This is a genomic window from Inquilinus limosus DSM 16000 (assembly GCF_000423185.1).
Classification (GTDB): Bacteria; Pseudomonadota; Alphaproteobacteria; order DSM-16000; family Inquilinaceae; genus Inquilinus; species Inquilinus limosus.
This window is the reverse complement of sequence record NZ_AUHM01000029.1, coordinates 19,051-35,356: the sequence shown is the minus strand read 5'-3', so window position 1 is coordinate 35,356 and position 16,306 is coordinate 19,051. Positions and strand designations below refer to the sequence as shown.

Sequence of the window (16,306 nt, the reverse complement as noted above, 5' to 3'; positions counted from 1 at the left end):
GGCCGGGCCCGATGCCCGTATCTCCATCTTTCGATCGACGGCGGCCCGAGGGTCAGACGGCGTCGCGCGGGGGGCCGATCCGGCGGGACACGTAAGCCAGGGCCTGGTCGAACACCTCGTCCGCCGTCAGCTGGCTCGTATCCAACAGAAAAGCGTCGCTCGCCGGGACCAGTGGGGCCACGGCGCGGCGACGGTCGCGCTCGTCTCTCTGTCTCAGGTCGTCGAGGACCTCGTCGTATATAGACCGGAGGCCGCGCTCCCGCAACTCCTTCCACCGGCGCATCGCGCGGGCTTCCAGCGTGGCGGTGACGAAGATCTTGGCCGGGGCGTCCGGGCAGATCACGGTGCCGATGTCGCGGCCGTCGAGCACCGCCCCCGGCCGGCGGGCGGCAAAGCGGCGCTGGAAGTCGAGCAGCGCCGTGCGAACCCCGGGGATGGCCGACACCCGGCTGGCCGCCTGGGCCGCGACATCGCCGCGCAGTTCCGGATCGCCGAGCGCGGCCGGATCCAGCGCCAGCACCGCGGCGAGGCCGGCGATCGGGTCGTCCGGATCGCCGCCGGCGCGCAGCACGGCGATGCCGACGGCACGGTACAGCAGGCCGGTGTCGAGATGGTCGAAGCCGTAGGCGGCCGCCAGCCGGCGGGCCAGCGTGCCCTTGCCCGAGGCGGCGGTGCCGTCGATGGCGATCACGGTCATGCCGCCGGGCCTCGGGCGCCGAGCGGCCCCTTCGGGCGGAAAATCACGAGTTGCAAGGCGACCATCCCATCACCGGCCCCGGGTTGCGCCCCGTGGCGAGAACTGCCGAACCGCGGGCTGATAGCATGGCCGGGAGGATGGTGGAACGGCGACCCGCGCCGGGAACGGCTTTTTGTTTTTGACAGCCGGCCCCGGCCATGGCAGATGGCGCGCTTCTATCCCGACATGACCCGAGGAGGCTCGGCGTGGCGAAACCTGAATGGGGCGCCAAGCGCATCTGCCACAATTGCGGGGCCCGCTACTACGATCTGCAGCGCGACCCGATCATCTGCCCGAAATGCGGCACCGAGTTCGACCCGGAGGCGTTCCTGAAGTCGCGCCGGTCGCGCCCGACCATCGTCGACGAGCCGGTCGAGAAGGTGCGGGCCGTCGATGAGGATTCCGACGCCCTGCTCGAGGACGAGACCGAGGAGACGGCCGAGGAGGAGGAAGCGGTCGAGGAGGTCGAGGTGCTCGACGAGGGCGACCTCGACGAGGCCCTGGCCGACGAGGACGACGAGGAGGTCCCCGGCAAGGAGAAGGCTCCGGCCGACGAGTTCGACACCGAGGAGGATCTCGGCGAGGACGAGGACGTCCTGATCGAGGACACCGACGACCTCGGCGAGGAGGATGTCGACGTCGACATCGAGGAGGACGAGGAGCGGAACCGCTGATCGCGGGGCCGATTGCGGGACTGAAAAATTCCCGCAAAAAAACCTCTTGCATAGGCGGGGCGGTTGAATAATATCCGCCCCCGCCGACGCCCCCCGGAAAACACGCCGGACGGTGCGTCGCCCAGAGTTTCGGGGCCATAGCTCAGCTGGGAGAGCGCTACAATGGCATTGTAGAGGTCAGGAGTTCGATCCTCCTTGGCTCCACCAAAACCAAAAAGCCCGGCCAGAAATGGCCGGGCTTTTTGGTTCTTATGCCTGCGACGGCCTCTTGCCTCGACCGATCCTCGGGCGCGAGGCCGCATTTTCTTCGGCGATGCTCACGACTTTCATATCCGACGAGGAGGCAATTCCGGTCCGCCGATCGACCGTCCGGATGAAAAGATCACCGAAGAACGATTGACCGAAGGCATTCAAACCAAATATTCCCAATCCATTGGCGATTCTGAGCTGCTCTATTGGCCAGCCGCAGGGGGAGGGAATTGATGCCCAACCGCAGAACGACCTCGGGCAGCGCGATCATCGCGGCCTGGTTGGCAATATCGGCCCAGGCCGCCGCGCAGACGGTGGCGACGGCCCCATCGCCCGGCCAACCCGATCCCGATGCGCGGCCCGCCTATGCGACGGTTTCCCTGAACGGCGGCTTTCCGGTCGATCCTTACCCGATCGGCATCATCGCCGGCGGGCGATATTCCGCCACCGCGCTCGGCCAGGATTGCATCGGCAACATCACCCCCACCCAGCCCGATGCGAAGATCGAGTTCGAGGGCGGCCAGCGCCCCTTGAGCATCTATGCGGCCGCAGGCTCCGACATCGCCCTGGTCATCCACACGCCGCAGGGGACATGGGTCTGCGCCGACGACACCGACGCCGGGGGCATCAATCCGGCGGTCACCTTCCAGAGGCCGGCGGACGGCACATACGCCGTCTGGGTGGCGGCGGTCGACACCTCGTCCCGTCCCGTTCCGGCGGTGCTCGTGATCAGCGAATTTCCCCCGACCTGGTGAGGGAACGTCATGTCAGCCAAGACCATACATTCGGCGGTGCTTCTGGCGCTCCTGGCCGCGGGCTGCTCCGATCTCCCCCGGCAGAAGCCCTTCCCCGAATTCGCCAAGCTGCCGGACGAAGGCGCGGGCAGCGCGGAGCCGGCGGGGCCCGCGGGCACGGAGGTCGCCGACGCCTCCACCTCGGCCAGCCTTCTGGCCCGCAAGGTCGAGACGACGCGGTCGACGCTGGATCTGGCGGTCGAGACCGCCCGTCAGCGCCTGACGAAGCTCAAGCAGCAGATCGTCGATGCGCGGCAGGAGCTCGATGAGCGCGGCGGGCGCCGCGCCAATCCGGAGCAGTATGCCGCGCTGCGCCAGGCCCAGGACCAGATCGAACTGGCCCTGACCCGGACGCGGACCCCGACGAACCGCCGCGTCGTCAGGGGTGTGCCGGAGCAGGCCGAGGCCGTCCGCGACCTGGGCGGCCTGATCGCATCGGTGTCCGGTGTCGTCGATACGATCAGCGGCGGCTCGACCGCGCCCTCCGCGGCGCTGTCGGCCGAGGCGGCGATCGCACAGGCGGCGCCCTCCGCGCCGGCGGCCGGTCCCGGCGGCCCGCTGCAGCCGGAGATCGTCACGGCGTCGGCCGTGCCGCCTGGCGCTCCGGGAACGGCGTCGCTCTACGAGTCGCTGCTGGCGCGGGCCAAGCCGTCACGGCCGCTGGGGCTCGAGCCGGCGACCGCGACACCGGCCGAGACGGGCGCGGCGCCGCAGCCCGGTCAGCCGCCCGCTGCCCCGGCATCGGCGGCGCCGCAGCCGGCTGCGCCGGAGACGACCACCACCCAGGTCGACCCGGTCTACGAGGCGTTGCGGGCGCGCGCCAAGCCGTCGCGGCCGCTGGGAACCGAGCCGCCGCCGGCCGCCTTCGCCGGGCCGGCCGCGGCCGGGGCACCCGGCTCGCCGCAGCCCGGCCAGCCGGCCATCACCGCATCGCCGGCGGCGCCGCAGCCGGCGGCTTCGGCGGCGCCCCAGACCACCCAGGCCAACGACCCGGTCTATGAGATGCTGCGGTCGCGCGCCAAACCGTCGCGGCCGCTGGGAAGCGAGCCGCCGGCCGCAGCCCCCGCCGCAGGGCTGGCCCCGGCCGGGGCCGCCGGCGCGCCGCAGCCCGGCCAGCCGGCAATCTCTCCGGCGGCGGCGCAGCCGGCTGCTCCGGCAGCGCCGCAAATCACCGCCGCCCAGAGCGACTACGAGCTGCTGCTGACCCGGGCCAAGCCGTCGCGGCCCCTGCCCGCCCCGTCGTCGCCGGCGGCGCCTCCCGCCGAGGGCACGGGCACCACGCCGTAGCCGCGCGGCGCACGCTCCCCCGACCCGCCGACCTGCGGCGTATGGCCGCAGACCGGCGGGGTCACGACTTGCGCTGTCACTTCCGGTTGATGTGCCGGTCGATCACCTCGCGCAGCGCCGTTGCGTCGCGGGCGCGGATCGCCGCGATCATGGCGTGGTGCTCCTGCGCGCTGAGGCGCAGCCCGGCCAGGGTGAACCAGCGGCCGGTGGTGCCGGACTGGCCGCGCTCGCGCATGTCGTGGATCAGCCCGGCCAGCACCGGGTTGCCGGCGATGTCGTAGAGCCGGCGGTGGAAGGCGTAGTTCAGCTCGGTCCGGGTCGGCGGATCGCCGGTCTCGATCGCCTGTTCGAACCGCGCGGCGAGGTCGTCGAGCTCGGCCAGGTCGGCCGCCGTCGCCTGCGCCACCACCGGCTCCGCCGCGCCGGTCTCGAGGATCGTCCGCACCGCCTTCAGATGCACCAGCTCCTGCGGGTCGGGCGCGGCGACGCGGAAGCCGCTGTTCACCTTGTGCTCGACCAGCCTCCGGTTCTTCAGCTCGACCAGCGCCTGCCGCACCTCGAAGCGGTTGGCCTCATAGCGCTCCTGCAGATCGATCTGCTTCAGCCACTCCCCGGCCCTATAGACGCCGTAGAGGATGTCGTCCCGGATCGCCTCGGCCAGCGTCTCGACCCGGCCCCGGTCCATGCCCTTTCGCTTCATCGCCCTTCGGTGTCTCGTTCCCGCCCGCGCCCGACGCGCTTGCAGCCTTGTAGCATGCCGGCTTGCCGCCTGCGATTTTGACGTTTATCGTCACGAAAAAATTGGCGCCAATTTTGGAGAAGCCCAATGGCGGATGGCGGCGTGGCGAAGACGGATCTCGAAGCGGCCCCTGCCGCCACGGCGGCGAGGCCGGTTCATCGCCCCGGCACCACGCCCCTCCTCGCCTGCCGGGCCGATCCGCGCTTCTCCTACAGCCTCATGATCCCGCCGCGGCTGCGCGACGCCCCAGCCCGGGTGCCGTTGCTGGTCGCGGTGCACGACAGCACCCGGGCGGTGCAGACCGCCCGCGACGCTTTCGCCGAATTCGCCCGCTGGCACGGCGCCGCCGTCCTGGCGCCGCTGTTTCCGGCCGACCCGCTCGGCGACGGCAACGAGGACGGCTACAAATACCTGGCCGAGGGCGGCATCCGGTACGACCGGCTGCTGCTGACCATGGTGGCGGAGGCCGAGGCGCGCACCGGGCTCGGCTTCGACCGCTTCTGCCTGTTCGGCTTCTCCGGCGGCGGCCATTTCGCCCACCGCTTCCTGTACCTGCATCCGGAGCGGCTGCGCGCCGTCTCGATCGGCGCCCCGGGGTCGGTCACGCTGATCGACCCGAAGCGCGGCTGGTGGGTGGGCACGCGGGACATGGAGCGGCTGTTCGGCCGCGCCCCCGACCTGGACGCCTTGCGCCGGGTGCCGGTGCATCTGGCGGTGGGCGACGCCGACCTGGAGACGGCCTCGATCACCCATCGGCCGGGCAGCCGGCACTGGCAGACGGACGCCAACCGGGCCGGGGCCAACCGGATCGCCCGGCTGACCAGCCTGCGCCGCAACCTGCAGGCGCATGGGCTGGCCGTCCGGCACGACATCATTCCCGGCGCCGCCCACGATTTCGCGGCGGTGGCGGACCGCGCCCGGGATTTCTTCCACCAGGTGCTCGGCCCCGGCCGGGCACCGGCCTTCGGTGCATGACCATAACGACAGGGGGCAGAATGAACCGGCTCATGCTTCTGGGAGCGGCGGCGCTGGCGGCCTTCCCCGCCGTCGCGGCCGAGACGCCGCAGCGCGGCGGCACCATCAACACCGTGCTGTCGGCCGATATCCGCAGCACCAACCCCGGCGTCGACCGCGACGGCGCCACCGACATCGTGCACCAGCACATCGTCGAGGGGCTGGTCGGGTTCCGCGAGGACCTGGAGGTCGGGCCGATGCTGGCCGAGCGCTGGGAGGTGTCGCCGGACGGCAGGACCTACACCTTCCATCTGCGCCGCGGAGTGAAGTTCCAGAACGGCGCGACCATGACCTCGGCCGAGGTGAAATGGTCCTGGGACCGGCTGATGGACCCGGCCACCAAATGGCGCTGCCGCGACGTCTACACCGGCGACAACGGGCTGAAGGTCGAGAGCGTCGCCACCCCCGACGCGGACACCGTGGTCTATGTCCTGGACCGGCCGAGCGCCGGCTTCCTGTACAACCTGGCGCGGATGGATTGCGGCGGCACGCCGGTGCTGCACCCGGCCTCGGTGAAGCCGGACGGCAGCTGGGACAAGCCGGTCGGCACCGGCCCCTTCATCCTGTCGGAGTGGCGCCCCGGCCAACATATCGAGCTGACCCGGTTCGACGGCTACACCCCGCGCGACGACGCCATGAGCGGCTATGTCGGCCGCAAGGAGGTGTTCGTCGACAATGTCCGCTTCAACATCATGCCCGATGCGGCGGCGAAGCTGACGGCGCTGCAGGCCGGCGCCCTGGACACGGCCCCGCTGGAATCGCAGGACCGGATCCAGTTGCAAGGCAACCCGGCCCTCGCGGTCCAGTCCAGCATCACGCCCGGCTGGGAGGCGCTGATCCTTCAGTCCGAGGATCCGATCCTGAAGGACAGGCGGGTGCGGCAGGCGATCGTGATGGCGCTGGACCGTGCCGCGATCACCGAGGCCGTCACCTTCGGCGGCTCGACCTTCTCGGCGACGCCGGTGCCCGAATTCAGCCCCTACCACTCCCAGGCCCAGACCGAGGCCCTGCCCTATGATCCGGAGCGGGCCAAGGCCCTGCTGGCGGAGGCCGGGTACAAGGGCCAGCGCATCGTGATGACAGCAAACAAGCGCTACGCCGAGATGTATGACTGCGGCGTGCTGATGCAGGACATGCTGCGCAGCATCGGGATGAATGTCGAGCTGGAGGTGCTGGAATGGACCGCCCAGCTCGACGCCTATCAGACCGGCAGGTTCCAGATGCAGTCCTTCTCCTACTCGCCGCGGCTCGACCCGCTGGGCCAGTGGGAACGGATCATCGGACCGCAGCCCCGCAAGATCTGGAGGGATCCGCGCGCCATCGACCTGCTGGCCCGGGCCAACGCCACCACCGACCGGGCGCAGATGCAGTCGGTCCTGGACCAGATCGGCCGGCTGTTCACCGAGGAGGCGCCGGCCGCCAGCCTGTATCTCCACGCCTCCGACTACGCCGTGGCCCAGCGGGTCGGCGGCTTCAAGGTCTGGCCGGCCGACGCGCCCCGCTACTGGAACGTCTGGGTGAAGCGATGACCGTGATCCGCGCCGCCTGCATCCAGCTGAATGCCGGCCCGGATGTCGGCCCCAACCTCGCCGCCGCCGGCGCCCTGGTCCGCGACGCCGCCGGCCGCGGCGCGACGCTGGTGGCGCTGCCGGAGGTGGCGGATGCGATCATCGAGGACCCGGCGCTGCTGCGGGAGCGGACGCAGCCGGAGGAGCGGCACGAGGCGCTGGCCGGTTACCAAGCCCTGGCGCGGGAGACCGGCGTGACGCTGCTGGTCGGCTCCGCCGTCGTGCGCACCGACGGGCCGCGCTTCGCCAACCGGTCCTACCTGCTCGGCCCCGACGGCGCGATCCTGGCGCGCTACGACAAGATCCATCTCTACGACGCCGACCTGCCGGACGGCGAGGTGCATCGGGAGAGCGCCCAGTTCGCGCCCGGCGGTGCCGGCGTGGTGGCGGCGCTGCCGGGCGGCGGCAGGCTGGGATTGACCATCTGCTACGACCTGCGCTTCCCGCAGCTGCACCGCGCCCTGGCCAAGACGGGGGCGGAGATCCTGGCGGTGCCCGCCGCCTTCGCCTGCGCCACCGGCGCTGCCCATTGGGAGGTGCTGCTGCGGGCGCGTGCGATCGAAACCGGCTGCTTCGTCCTGGCCCCGGCCCAGACCGGCACGCATCACCTCGGCCGCCGCACCTGGGGCCATTCGCTGATCGTCTCGCCCTGGGGCGAGGTGCTGGCCGATGGCGGGACCGAGGTCGGAGCGGTCATGGCCGATCTCGACCTCGACCGTGTCCGAGCCGCCCGCGCGGCCCTGCCGAGCCTGAGCCACGACCGGGCGTTCGAGATTATCGGGGCCGTTCCGGCCTGACACCACCTTGCCGACGGCCTGTCAAAGACTCGCCTTCAGGTCGGCCAGCGTGACCATCAGTGTCATCGGATCGAGCGGCGACGGCTCGAAGCCGATCCGCTCGTAGAAGACCTTGGCCTCCGCCGATAGGGCGTGCACGATCATCCCGCGAATCCCGATGGTATCGGCGGCTTGGATGACGCGCAGGCCCGCATCCCTCATCAAGGCGCGGCCCAGGCCCTGGCCCTGCTGGGATTGGTCCACGGCAAGCCGGCCGAGAACAACAACGGGGATCGGATCCGGCATGTTGCGGCGGAAGCGGCCGAGCGCGGCATCTATGGTGATCGCACTCGATGCCAGGGCGTAGTACACCAGCACGCGGCGATCATCGCAGGCGACGAAGGTACGGGACGCGCCCGTCGCCTGATTTTTCAGGGCCCGGCGCTTGAGCCAATCATCCAGGCTCTCGACACCCGACCCGAACGCTTCGACATCATGATGCGGGGCCAGCGGCTCGGGCGCCGAAACCGTCATGCCTTCTCCCAGGGAGCCTTCATCTGCATCGTCTTGCGCAGCCGCTCATTGGGCTGAGGCGGCACATCCAGCCGAGCCAGGAATGCGGCATAGGCTTCCGGGCCGGCCGAAATAACGGCCTGGTCGAGCAGGGCCTCTTCGGCGGCCGCGCGCGCGGCGTCCAGCACGAAGTCCGTGCGGTTCTTCCCCCGCGCTTTCGCGGCACGGTCGATCAGGTTGCGTTCCTCGGGCTTGATGCGGATGTTCAGCGTCTCACGCTTACTGGATGCGGCGCGCGGCGTGGGCATGGCTCGACCTCCTAGGTTGGGCCATCATAGCCGATCGTACTGTCAACGTCATTACGCGCCGTGCGCCCTACCCCGCCGCCCGCCGGGATTCCTCGATCACGACGCGGCCGGGCTTGCCCAGCGCCTTGGCCACGGCATCGAGGCGGCGGTCGACGGCGAGGCCGGTCAGCGCCTCCTCGTCCGCCGGCAGGGTCAGCACCACCGATTCGCCCGAGACCGAGAGGCTGGTGCGCTCGAGCAGCGAGGTGGCGCCGCCGGTCAGGGTGTGGGCCAGGCGCAGGGCCTGGCCGAGCAGCAGCGCGCGGCTGCGCATCTCCTCGCTCAGCAGCTCCAGCACCGGTCCGGTCAGCGCATCGCCCAAGGTGCCGCCGTAGCGGACATAGACCGCGGCCGCCAGGAACACCCGCTCGGCGTGGTCCAGCCCGGCGACCGGCATGCGCAGCACCCGGAGCCAGGCGTGCTCGGCCCGGTAGTCGGGATGCTCGAACCAGCCGATGTCGGAGAGCAGGCTGGCGGCCTGGCGCAGCCGGGCGTCGTCCGGGGTCTCGTCCGGGAACACCGACCGGGTCCATTCCGCCACCACCTCGGCATGGCCGAAGCGGTCGAGCCGGTGCGCCAGCTCGGCCGCGGCGAAGATCAGCGGGTCGCGCGCCTGGTCCTCCGGCGACAGCAGGTCGAACAGATGGCCCTCGCGCAGGCCGAGGGCGGAGAACACCACCCGCGCCGGCTTCAGCGTCTTCAGCACGCCTTCCAGCACCAGCGCCGCCATCGGCAGCATCTCGATGCGGCGGCGGGAGATCGAGGCGCCGGACAGCGCCCCCTTGCTCTGCTTCGCCACCAGCCCGACGAAATCGGCGAGGATGCCGGTCGGCACCGTGTACTGGTGGATGATGTGCAGCGGATGGTTCACCCGCTCCATGAACAGCTTGGCGATGGCGCGCCAGGCGCCGCCGACCGGGTAGAAGCTGCGCCCGGCATAGGCCGGCAGCCAGTCCTGCTGGCCGAGCGTGTCGAGCACGACGCTGCGCGCCTCCTTGCGCGCACCGGTCTCGTCCATCAGCCGGAACGGGCCGAGCGGCAGCGTCACCTGCTCGCGGATCTCACCGCGGTCCAGCCCGACCAGCTCGAGCGAGCCGCCGCCGAGATCGCCCATCACGCCGTCGACGCCGCGGATGCCGGAGACGACCCCGAGGGCCGACAGCCGTGCCTCCTCCACCCCGCTGATCACGGTGACCGGCAGGCCGCAGCGACGCTCGACCTCGGCGACGAAATCGGCGCCGTCCTCGGCCTCGCGCACCGCCGCCGTGGCCAGCACGTCGACCCGGTCGACCCCCATGCCTTCCAGCAGCCGGGTGAAGCGGGCCAGGTTGTCCAGCGCCTGGACCACGCCCTCCGGAGACAGGCGGCCGGCTTGGCCCAGGCCCCGGCCGAGGCCGCACATCACCTTCTCGTTGAAGACCGGGACCGGCGACCGGGTCACCCGGTCATAGACGACGAGGCGGATCGAGTTCGAGCCGATGTCGATGACGCCCACCCGCCCCGGCCGGGACGGCACGATCGGTCCGATACGGAACACCTGCTCTCAGATCCTCATTCCGCGGGCTTGACCAGACGGCGCGGGGCCCGTTTCGCATCCCTCAGCGCGCTGCCCCGGCCGGACAGGCTGGGGTTGGTCATGAAGTACATGTGCGCGCTGAAGGCGTCCTCCGGCGCGTCGATCCGATGATAGCGGCCATCGGGGGCGAGCATCCAGGTGTTCGATTCATCCTTCAGATTCGCCAGCATGATCTGCTCCATCACCTGCTGGCGGACGGTGGCGTTCTCGAGCGGCACCAGGCTCTCGATCCGACCGTCGAGATTGCGTGGCATCCAGTCGGCCGAGGACAGGAACACCTTGGCCTGGCGCGACGGCAGTTTCTGGCCGTTGGCGAAGCACAGGATGCGGGCGTGCTCGAGGAACCGGCCGACGATCGAATGCACCCGGATGTTCTCGGACAGGCCCGGCACGCCGGGCCGCAGGCAGCAGATGCCGCGGATCACCAGGTCGATCTCCACCCCGGCCTGGGAGGCCTGGTAGAGCTTGTCGATGATGGTGGCGTCGACCAGGGCGTTCAGCTTGACCCAGATCTGCGCCGGCTTGCCGGCCTTGGCGTTGTCGATCTCGGCCTCGATCAGCTCCATGATCCGGCTGCGCAGGAACAGGGGTGCGATCGACAGCTTCTCCAGCTTCGCCGGCTTGGCGTAACCGGTCATGTAGTTGAAGACCGCCGCCGCGTCGCGGCCGAGCACCGGATCGCAGGTGAAGAAGCTGAGATCGGTGTAGATCTTGGCGGTGATCGGGTGGTAGTTGCCGGTCCCGAAATGGGTGTAGGTGCGCAGGCCGCCCTGCTCGCGCCGCACCACCATGGAGACCTTGGCGTGGGTCTTCAGGTGGATGATGCCGTAGACCACCTGGGCGCCCGCCCGTTCCAGGTCGCGGGCCCAGCGGATGTTGGCCTCCTCGTCGAAGCGGGCCTTCAGCTCGACCATCGCGGTGACCGACTTGCCGGCCTCCGCCGCCTCGACCAGCGCCTGGACGATCGGCGAGTCCTTCGAGGTGCGGTACAGCGTCTGCTTGATCGCCACGACGTCGGGGTCGCGCGCCGCCTGGCGCAGGAACTGCACGACGATGTCGAAGCTCTCATAGGGGTGGTGGACGACGATGTCCTTGGCCCGAATCGAGGCGAAGCTGTCACCGCCGAAATCCCGCACCCGCTCCGGGAACCGGGCGTTGTAGGGCGAGAACAGCAGCTCCGGCCGCTCGTCGACGATCAGCTTCCTCGTGTCGCTGAGGCCGAGCAGCCGGTCCATGGCGAAGACGTCGTCCTCCTTCACCTTCAGCTTCTCGCAGACGAAGCGGCGCAGCGATTCCGGCACGTCGGCGGAGACGGCGAGGCGGATGACGATGCCCTTGCGCCGGCGCTTCAGCGCGCTCTCGAAGGTCTTGACCAGGTCCTCCGCCTCCTCATCGATCTCCATCTCGCTGTCGCGGATCACCCGGAACATGCCGCTGGCCTGCAGCGTGTAGCCGGGGAAGAGGCGGTCGAGGAACAGCTTGACCACCTCCTCGATCAGGACGAAGCGGATCGGCACCGCCCCCGGCAGGCGGATGAAGCGGTCGAGCTGCGGCGGCAGCGGCACGATCGCGTCCATCTCGTCCTGCGTCTCCTCCCCGGTGTTGACCAGGGTCAGGGCCAGGCAGAGGCCGAGATTGGGGATGAAGGGGAAGGGATGGGCCGGATCGATGGCGAGCGGCGTCAGCACCGGAAACATCTCGCTGAGGAACCGGTCCTCGAGCCAGGCCCTCTCGGACTTGGTCAGCTCGTCCGGCCCGACCACGGCGAGGCCGGCGGCGCGCAGCTCCTCGCTCAGGGCCCGCCAGCAATGCTGCTGGTCACGCATCAGCTCCTGCACCCGGGCGGTGATCTCGCCGAGCTGCTGCGCCGGGCTGAGCCCGTCCTGGCTCGGCGAGACGACGCCCAGCGCCACCTGTGCCTTCAGCCCGGCGACGCGGACCATGTAGAACTCGTCGAGGTTGGACGCCGAGATCGACAGGAAGCGCAGCCGCTCCAGCAGCGGATAGCGGGTGTTGTAGGCCTCCTCCAGCACCCTCTGGTTGAAGGCCAGCCAGGACAGCTCGCGGTTGATGAAGCGGTCGGGCGAATCCGCGGGAATCGCTGGCAGGGCGGGAACGCGGACAGCCTCCGCCGCTTCGGCGGGGGCGGCCTCGGCGGTGCTCTGCAACATGGTCACGGGCTGTCTCCGAACCTTCATTGATCGTAACAAAACTGCAATATCAAACCCTTACAGAGCTCGATTTCAGCGCCACTATACACAAGCCCGAACCGGAAGCGCCATGACGAGGCGATCAATTCGTCGCCTTGCGCCGGACAGTTGCGCGGAGGCTCCCCGGGGCACGAGGTCGCCGCGCCCCGCCCTTATCCCTCAGTAGCGCTGAGGCACGTAGAGCTCGGCCGGCAGCGTGCGGCGCTCGTAGTTCGGGTCGAACATCCGCTCCGGCAGCGTGATCTCCTCGTGCGGCACATCCCCGTAGGGCACCATCGAGAGCAGGTGGGAAATGCAGTTCAGGCGTGCCCGCTTCTTGTCGTTGCCTTCCACGATGTGCCAGGGCGCCTCGGGAATGCTGGTGCGCTCGAACATGGCCTCCTTGGCCTTGGTGTACTGCTCCCAGCGCACCCGGGACTGCAGGTCCATGGGCGAGAGCTTCCACTGCTTGATGGGATCGTGGATGCGCATGAGGAAGCGCAGCTGCTGCTCCTCGTCGGTGATGGAGAACCAGTACTTCACGAGGATGATGCCGGAACGCACCAGCATGCGCTCGAACTCCGGCACGTCGCGGAAGAAATCCTCCACCTGGCCTTCGCTGGCGAAGCCCATGACGCGCTCGACGCCGGCGCGGTTGTACCAGCTGCGGTCGAACAGCACGATCTCGCCGGCCGCCGGCAGGTGCGGTACGTAGCGCTGGAAGTACCACTGGGTCTTCTCGCGGTCGGAGGGGGCGGGCAGCGCCACCACCCGGCAGGTGCGCGGATTGACGCGCTGGGTGATGCGCTTGATGGCGCCGCCCTTGCCGGCGCTGTCGCGGCCCTCGAACAGGACCACCATCTTGAGGCCCTTGTGGTGCACCCAGTCCTGCAGCTTCACGAGCTCGCCCTGAAGCCGCAGCAGCTCCCTGAAATAGGTGTGGCGGTCGAGGGTGCTCTTCTGCCGCTTCTCGAGCAGAGCGCGCAGCTCGGGCGGGACGCGGGCGTCGTCGATCGACTGCTCGAGCTCCTCGTCCATGTCGTCTTCGAGCTCGATCTCCAGCCAGCTGCGGGTCTCGATGTCTTTCAGCTCAGTCATGTGCCAGCCTCCTGCTACCCGACCCATGTACCCGGAAGCTTATGCAATTTGGTGACAGCGGCCGCTGGTGACAGGTCCATGTTCGATGTCTCGCCGCGGTCGAAGCAATCCTGAACGGCCCGCAGCGGGCTCCTGGATTGCTTCGTCGGCTTCGCCTCGCGATGACGGCAGGGGCCTGACCGGGGCAGGTCCGGTTTACCGCCTGCCGCCGAAGATTGACCCCAGGATGCCGCGCACCACGGCACGGCCGATGGTGCCGCCGAGCGTGCTGGCAGACCTGCCGCCGACACTGCGGCCCAGGCTGCGGCCGAGCTGGGTGCCGATCGAGCTGCCGGCATTGCGGATCACGTCGCGGAAGATCGATTCGGCCATGCCGGGACCTTCCTTGGCCTCGGCTTTCGCCTCGGCGGCGGCCGTCGCCTCCTGCTGCGCTTCGGCCGCCTTGGCGCTCAGCTTCTCGTAGGCGGACTCGCGGTCGACCGGGGTGGTGTATTTCGCATCCATTCCGCCGGCGGCGATCGCCGCCTTGCGCTCGGCATCGCTGATCGGGCCGAGGCGGGAGACCGGCGGGCAGACCAGCGCCCGCTCCACCACCTCCGGGATGCCCTTGGGATCGAGGAAGGAGACCAGGGCCTCGCCCACCGCCAGCTCCTGCAGCGCGCGGGCGACGTCGAGCCCGCCTTCGGTGCGGAAGGTGTCGGCGCTGGCCTTCAGCGCCTTCTGGTCGCGCGGTGTGAAGGCGCGCAGCGCGTGCTGCGCCCGGTTGCCGAGCTGGGCCAGCACCTTGTCGGGCACGTCGATCGGGTTCTGGGTGACGAAATAGACGCCGACACCCTTGGAGCGGATCAGCCGCACCACCTGCTCGACCTTCTCGACCAGCGCCTTGGGCGCGTCGTCGAACAGCAGATGCGCCTCGTCGAAGAAGAACACCAGCTTCGGCTTCTCCGGGTCGCCGACCTCGGGCAGGCGCTCGAACAGCTCGGACAGCAGCCACAGCAGGAAGGTGGCGTAGAGGCGGGGCGCCTGGATCAGCGTCTCCGCCGCCAGCACGTTGATCACGCCGCGCCCGTCCGCGCCGGTGCGGATGAGATCGGTCAGGTCGAGCGCCGGCTCACCGAAGAAGGCCTCCGCCCCCTGCTGCTCCAGCACCAGCAGCTGGCGCTGGATGCTGCCGACCGAGGCCTTGGAGACGTTGCCGTAGACCCCGGTGAACTTCGACGCGTTCTCGGCCATGAAGGTGAGCAGCGCCTGCAGGTCCTTGAGGTCGAGCAGCAGCAGCCCTTCCTGGTCCGCCGCCTTGAAGGCGATGTTGAGCACGCCCTCCTGCGTGTCGTTGAGCTGCAGGAGGCGCGACAGCAGCAGCGGCCCCATCTCCGCCACCGTCGCCCGGACCGGCGTGCCCTGCTTGCCGTAGAGGTCCCAGAACACGGTCGGGAAGCCCTGATACTGCAACTCGCCGAGGCCGAGCGTCTTGGCGCGGTCCTCGATCTTCGGGTTGGCCTCGCCCGGCTGGCTGATGCCGGCGATGTCGCCCTTCACATCGGCGACGAAGACCGGCACCCCGGCCCGGCTGAAGCCTTCGGCCAGGACCTTCAGGGACACCGTCTTGCCGGTGCCGGTGGCGCCGGCGATCAGCCCGTGGCGGTTGCCGAGGCCGAGCAGCAGCCGGTGCTCGCGCTGGCCCTTGGCGAAGTAGAGTCCGTCCGTCATTCCTGTCTCCTCGGCCCGCGGCCCGGCATAACGGGCACATCATGCGCATGGTGCCTTGCGTCTGGACGCCGCGCCAGAGGTCGCGCAGGGTGAGCCGGCGAGGAGGTGCGATGAAGACCCTGATCCTGCTGCGGCACGCCAAGTCCGACTGGTCCGACCCGACCCTGGCCGACCACGACCGGCCGCTGGCGCCGCGCGGCCGCGACGCCGCGCCCCGGATGGGCGCCTGGCTGAAGGCGCACGGCCCGGCACCCGATCTGATCCTGTGCTCCACCGCCGCCCGCGCCCGGCAGACTCTGGCGCTGGCCCTGGAGGCGCTGGGCGCCGCGCCCGAGACCCGCTTCAACCGCGGCCTCTACCTGGTCGGCGGCACCGGGGTGCTGGCCCGGCTGCGCCAGGCGCCGGACGATGCCGGGGCGGTGATGGTGGTCGGCCACAACCCCGATCTGGAGCAGCTGGCCCGCCGGCTGGCAACGTCGGGCGACAAGCAGGCGCTGGCCCGGCTGGCGGAAAAGGTTCCGACCGCCGCCCTGGTGGTGATCGAGCTGCCCATCGAGCGCTGGGCCGAGGCCGGCGATGGCGGCCGACTACGGGCCTTCGAGACGCCGAAGACGGTCAAGGGCTGAACGCTTCAACTTCCTTCGGATCGGCAGCAAACGACTTGCAGAGACCGCCAAAACAATCGAAGACCAAAATTGTTCCCGCTTTGCAGATTATTCATTTTGATCAGTTTCTACGCGATACAGACTGCCGTTTCCCGAGATTTTCCTTCGAATGAACATATCGTAAGATGACAGATACTGGAGACGAGACGAAATCTCTGCAGCGTGGAATTGGCGCCGCACCCGATCGGGCGCGGGCCGTCAGCAGAGGATGTTCGCCATGTCGCGTCTCCCAGCTCGCCTGCTCAAGACCGGAGCGGCCCTGATCGCCGCCTCGGCGCTGGCCGGCTGCGTCGTCTACCCGGCCGCTCCGCACCCGGTCTACTACGCCCGCCCGGCCGTGGTGTATCACCCGTACTATCACTACTGGTAAC

16 protein-coding genes and 1 tRNA gene are annotated in these 16,306 nt (G+C 69.7%); 9 read left to right on the top strand and 8 right to left on the bottom strand.

All coding sequences use genetic code 11. The annotated features are described in order from the left end of the window. Positions 1 to 52 precede the first annotated feature (52 nt). Entirely contained in the window at positions 53 to 697 is a 645-nt protein-coding gene (locus G537_RS0121945; RefSeq protein ID WP_026871947.1) for a (d)CMP kinase, read from the bottom strand. A 245-nt stretch (positions 698 to 942) separates the two neighbouring features. Here G537_RS0121945 and G537_RS0121940 point away from each other — a divergent pair, with 245 nt between their 5' ends. The 4 genes from G537_RS0121940 (at position 943) to G537_RS0121925 (ending at position 3,740) form a co-directional block, all read left to right on the top strand. After that, positions 943 to 1,410 carry a TIGR02300 family protein gene (locus G537_RS0121940; RefSeq protein WP_026871946.1) on the top strand — a complete coding sequence of 156 codons (468 nt, stop codon included), beginning with the start codon at positions 943 to 945 and terminating at the stop codon, positions 1,408 to 1,410. A gap of 131 nt (positions 1,411 to 1,541) precedes the next feature. Then, a tRNA-Ala gene (locus G537_RS0121935) sits at positions 1,542 to 1,617 on the top strand. 275 nt (positions 1,618 to 1,892) lie between these two features. After that, positions 1,893 to 2,414: a hypothetical protein gene (locus G537_RS39235; protein WP_026871945.1), complete on the top strand. Its 522-nt coding sequence runs from the start codon at positions 1,893 to 1,895 to the stop codon at positions 2,412 to 2,414. Positions 2,415 to 2,423: 9 nt separating this feature from the next. Continuing rightward, on the top strand, positions 2,424 to 3,740 hold the full coding sequence (locus G537_RS0121925) for a hypothetical protein (RefSeq protein WP_026871944.1): 1,317 nt from the start codon (positions 2,424 to 2,426) through the stop codon (positions 3,738 to 3,740). Between the two features lie 76 nt (positions 3,741 to 3,816). Here G537_RS0121925 and G537_RS0121920 read toward each other — a convergent pair whose 3' ends face one another. Then, the gene (locus G537_RS0121920) at positions 3,817 to 4,440 is read right to left on the bottom strand and encodes a GntR family transcriptional regulator (RefSeq protein WP_081688968.1); all 624 of its coding nucleotides are present in this window, start codon (positions 4,438 to 4,440) and stop codon (positions 3,817 to 3,819) included. 126 nt (positions 4,441 to 4,566) lie between these two features. Between G537_RS0121920 and G537_RS0121915 the strand changes: the two genes are divergently transcribed. From G537_RS0121915 to G537_RS0121905, 3 genes are read left to right on the top strand one after another with little or no spacing between them, the layout of a single operon-like run. Continuing rightward, positions 4,567 to 5,454 (top strand): alpha/beta hydrolase, encoded by an 888-nt coding sequence (locus G537_RS0121915; RefSeq protein ID WP_051248845.1) that lies wholly within the window; start codon positions 4,567 to 4,569, stop codon positions 5,452 to 5,454. Positions 5,455 to 5,474: 20 nt separating this feature from the next. Beyond that, the gene (locus G537_RS39230) at positions 5,475 to 7,022 is read left to right on the top strand and encodes an ABC transporter substrate-binding protein (RefSeq protein WP_051248843.1); all 1,548 of its coding nucleotides are present in this window, start codon (positions 5,475 to 5,477) and stop codon (positions 7,020 to 7,022) included. Then, positions 7,019 to 7,858, top strand: coding sequence for a carbon-nitrogen hydrolase family protein (locus tag G537_RS0121905; RefSeq protein ID WP_026871941.1), 840 nt, complete (start codon positions 7,019 to 7,021; stop codon positions 7,856 to 7,858). The genes G537_RS39230 and G537_RS0121905 overlap by 4 nt, the downstream gene beginning before the upstream one ends. A gap of 21 nt (positions 7,859 to 7,879) precedes the next feature. Here the strand turns inward: G537_RS0121905 and G537_RS0121900 are convergent, their stop codons facing one another. From G537_RS0121900 to G537_RS0121875, 6 genes are all read right to left on the bottom strand, one after another. Further along, entirely contained in the window at positions 7,880 to 8,371 is a 492-nt protein-coding gene (locus G537_RS0121900) for a GNAT family N-acetyltransferase (RefSeq protein ID WP_026871940.1), read from the bottom strand. Next, on the bottom strand, positions 8,368 to 8,658 hold the full coding sequence (locus G537_RS0121895) for a type II toxin-antitoxin system TacA family antitoxin (protein ID WP_026871939.1): 291 nt from the start codon (positions 8,656 to 8,658) through the stop codon (positions 8,368 to 8,370). Before G537_RS0121895 ends, G537_RS0121900 begins: the two co-directional genes overlap by 4 nt. Before the next feature lie 67 nt (positions 8,659 to 8,725). Further along, on the bottom strand, positions 8,726 to 10,234 hold the full coding sequence (locus G537_RS0121890) for a Ppx/GppA family phosphatase (protein WP_051248841.1): 1,509 nt from the start codon (positions 10,232 to 10,234) through the stop codon (positions 8,726 to 8,728). Positions 10,235 to 10,248: 14 nt separating this feature from the next. Continuing rightward, positions 10,249 to 12,444 carry an RNA degradosome polyphosphate kinase gene (locus G537_RS0121885; RefSeq protein ID WP_081688974.1) on the bottom strand — a complete coding sequence of 732 codons (2,196 nt, stop codon included), beginning with the start codon at positions 12,442 to 12,444 and terminating at the stop codon, positions 10,249 to 10,251. A gap of 198 nt (positions 12,445 to 12,642) precedes the next feature. After that, entirely contained in the window at positions 12,643 to 13,560 is a 918-nt protein-coding gene (gene ppk2, locus G537_RS0121880) for a polyphosphate kinase 2 (RefSeq protein ID WP_026871936.1), read from the bottom strand. Positions 13,561 to 13,755: 195 nt separating this feature from the next. Beyond that, positions 13,756 to 15,270 carry a helicase HerA-like domain-containing protein gene (locus G537_RS0121875; protein WP_026871935.1) on the bottom strand — a complete coding sequence of 505 codons (1,515 nt, stop codon included), beginning with the start codon at positions 15,268 to 15,270 and terminating at the stop codon, positions 13,756 to 13,758. 110 nt (positions 15,271 to 15,380) lie between these two features. Here G537_RS0121875 and G537_RS0121870 point away from each other — a divergent pair, with 110 nt between their 5' ends. Both G537_RS0121870 and G537_RS44500 read left to right on the top strand, forming a co-directional pair. Then, positions 15,381 to 15,896 (top strand): SixA phosphatase family protein, encoded by a 516-nt coding sequence (locus G537_RS0121870; protein WP_026871934.1) that lies wholly within the window; start codon positions 15,381 to 15,383, stop codon positions 15,894 to 15,896. A gap of 256 nt (positions 15,897 to 16,152) precedes the next feature. Beyond that, on the top strand, positions 16,153 to 16,305 hold the full coding sequence (locus tag G537_RS44500; RefSeq protein ID WP_169516738.1) for a hypothetical protein: 153 nt from the start codon (positions 16,153 to 16,155) through the stop codon (positions 16,303 to 16,305). Position 16,306: the final 1 nt, after the last annotated feature.

Excerpts from the sequence above, each read along its gene's own strand:
- G537_RS0121945 (WP_026871947.1), bottom strand. The coding sequence starts at position 697 with ATGACCGTGATCGCCATCGACGGCACCGCCGCCTCGGGCAAGGGCACG.
- G537_RS39235 (WP_026871945.1), top strand. The coding sequence starts at position 1,893 with ATGCCCAACCGCAGAACGACCTCGGGCAGCGCGATCATCGCGGCCTGG.
- G537_RS0121925 (WP_026871944.1), top strand. The coding sequence starts at position 2,424 with ATGTCAGCCAAGACCATACATTCGGCGGTGCTTCTGGCGCTCCTGGCC.
- G537_RS0121920 (WP_081688968.1), bottom strand. The coding sequence starts at position 4,440 with ATGAAGCGAAAGGGCATGGACCGGGGCCGGGTCGAGACGCTGGCCGAG.
- G537_RS0121915 (WP_051248845.1), top strand. The coding sequence starts at position 4,567 with ATGGCGGATGGCGGCGTGGCGAAGACGGATCTCGAAGCGGCCCCTGCC.
- G537_RS39230 (WP_051248843.1), top strand. The coding sequence starts at position 5,475 with ATGAACCGGCTCATGCTTCTGGGAGCGGCGGCGCTGGCGGCCTTCCCC.
- G537_RS0121905 (WP_026871941.1), top strand. The coding sequence starts at position 7,019 with ATGACCGTGATCCGCGCCGCCTGCATCCAGCTGAATGCCGGCCCGGAT.
- G537_RS0121900 (WP_026871940.1), bottom strand. The coding sequence starts at position 8,371 with ATGACGGTTTCGGCGCCCGAGCCGCTGGCCCCGCATCATGATGTCGAA.
- G537_RS0121895 (WP_026871939.1), bottom strand. The coding sequence starts at position 8,658 with ATGCCCACGCCGCGCGCCGCATCCAGTAAGCGTGAGACGCTGAACATC.
- G537_RS0121885 (WP_081688974.1), bottom strand. The coding sequence starts at position 12,444 with ATGTTGCAGAGCACCGCCGAGGCCGCCCCCGCCGAAGCGGCGGAGGCT.
- ppk2 (WP_026871936.1), bottom strand. The coding sequence starts at position 13,560 with ATGACTGAGCTGAAAGACATCGAGACCCGCAGCTGGCTGGAGATCGAG.
- G537_RS0121875 (WP_026871935.1), bottom strand. The coding sequence starts at position 15,270 with ATGACGGACGGACTCTACTTCGCCAAGGGCCAGCGCGAGCACCGGCTG.
- G537_RS0121870 (WP_026871934.1), top strand. The coding sequence starts at position 15,381 with ATGAAGACCCTGATCCTGCTGCGGCACGCCAAGTCCGACTGGTCCGAC.
- G537_RS44500 (WP_169516738.1), top strand. The coding sequence starts at position 16,153 with ATGTCGCGTCTCCCAGCTCGCCTGCTCAAGACCGGAGCGGCCCTGATC.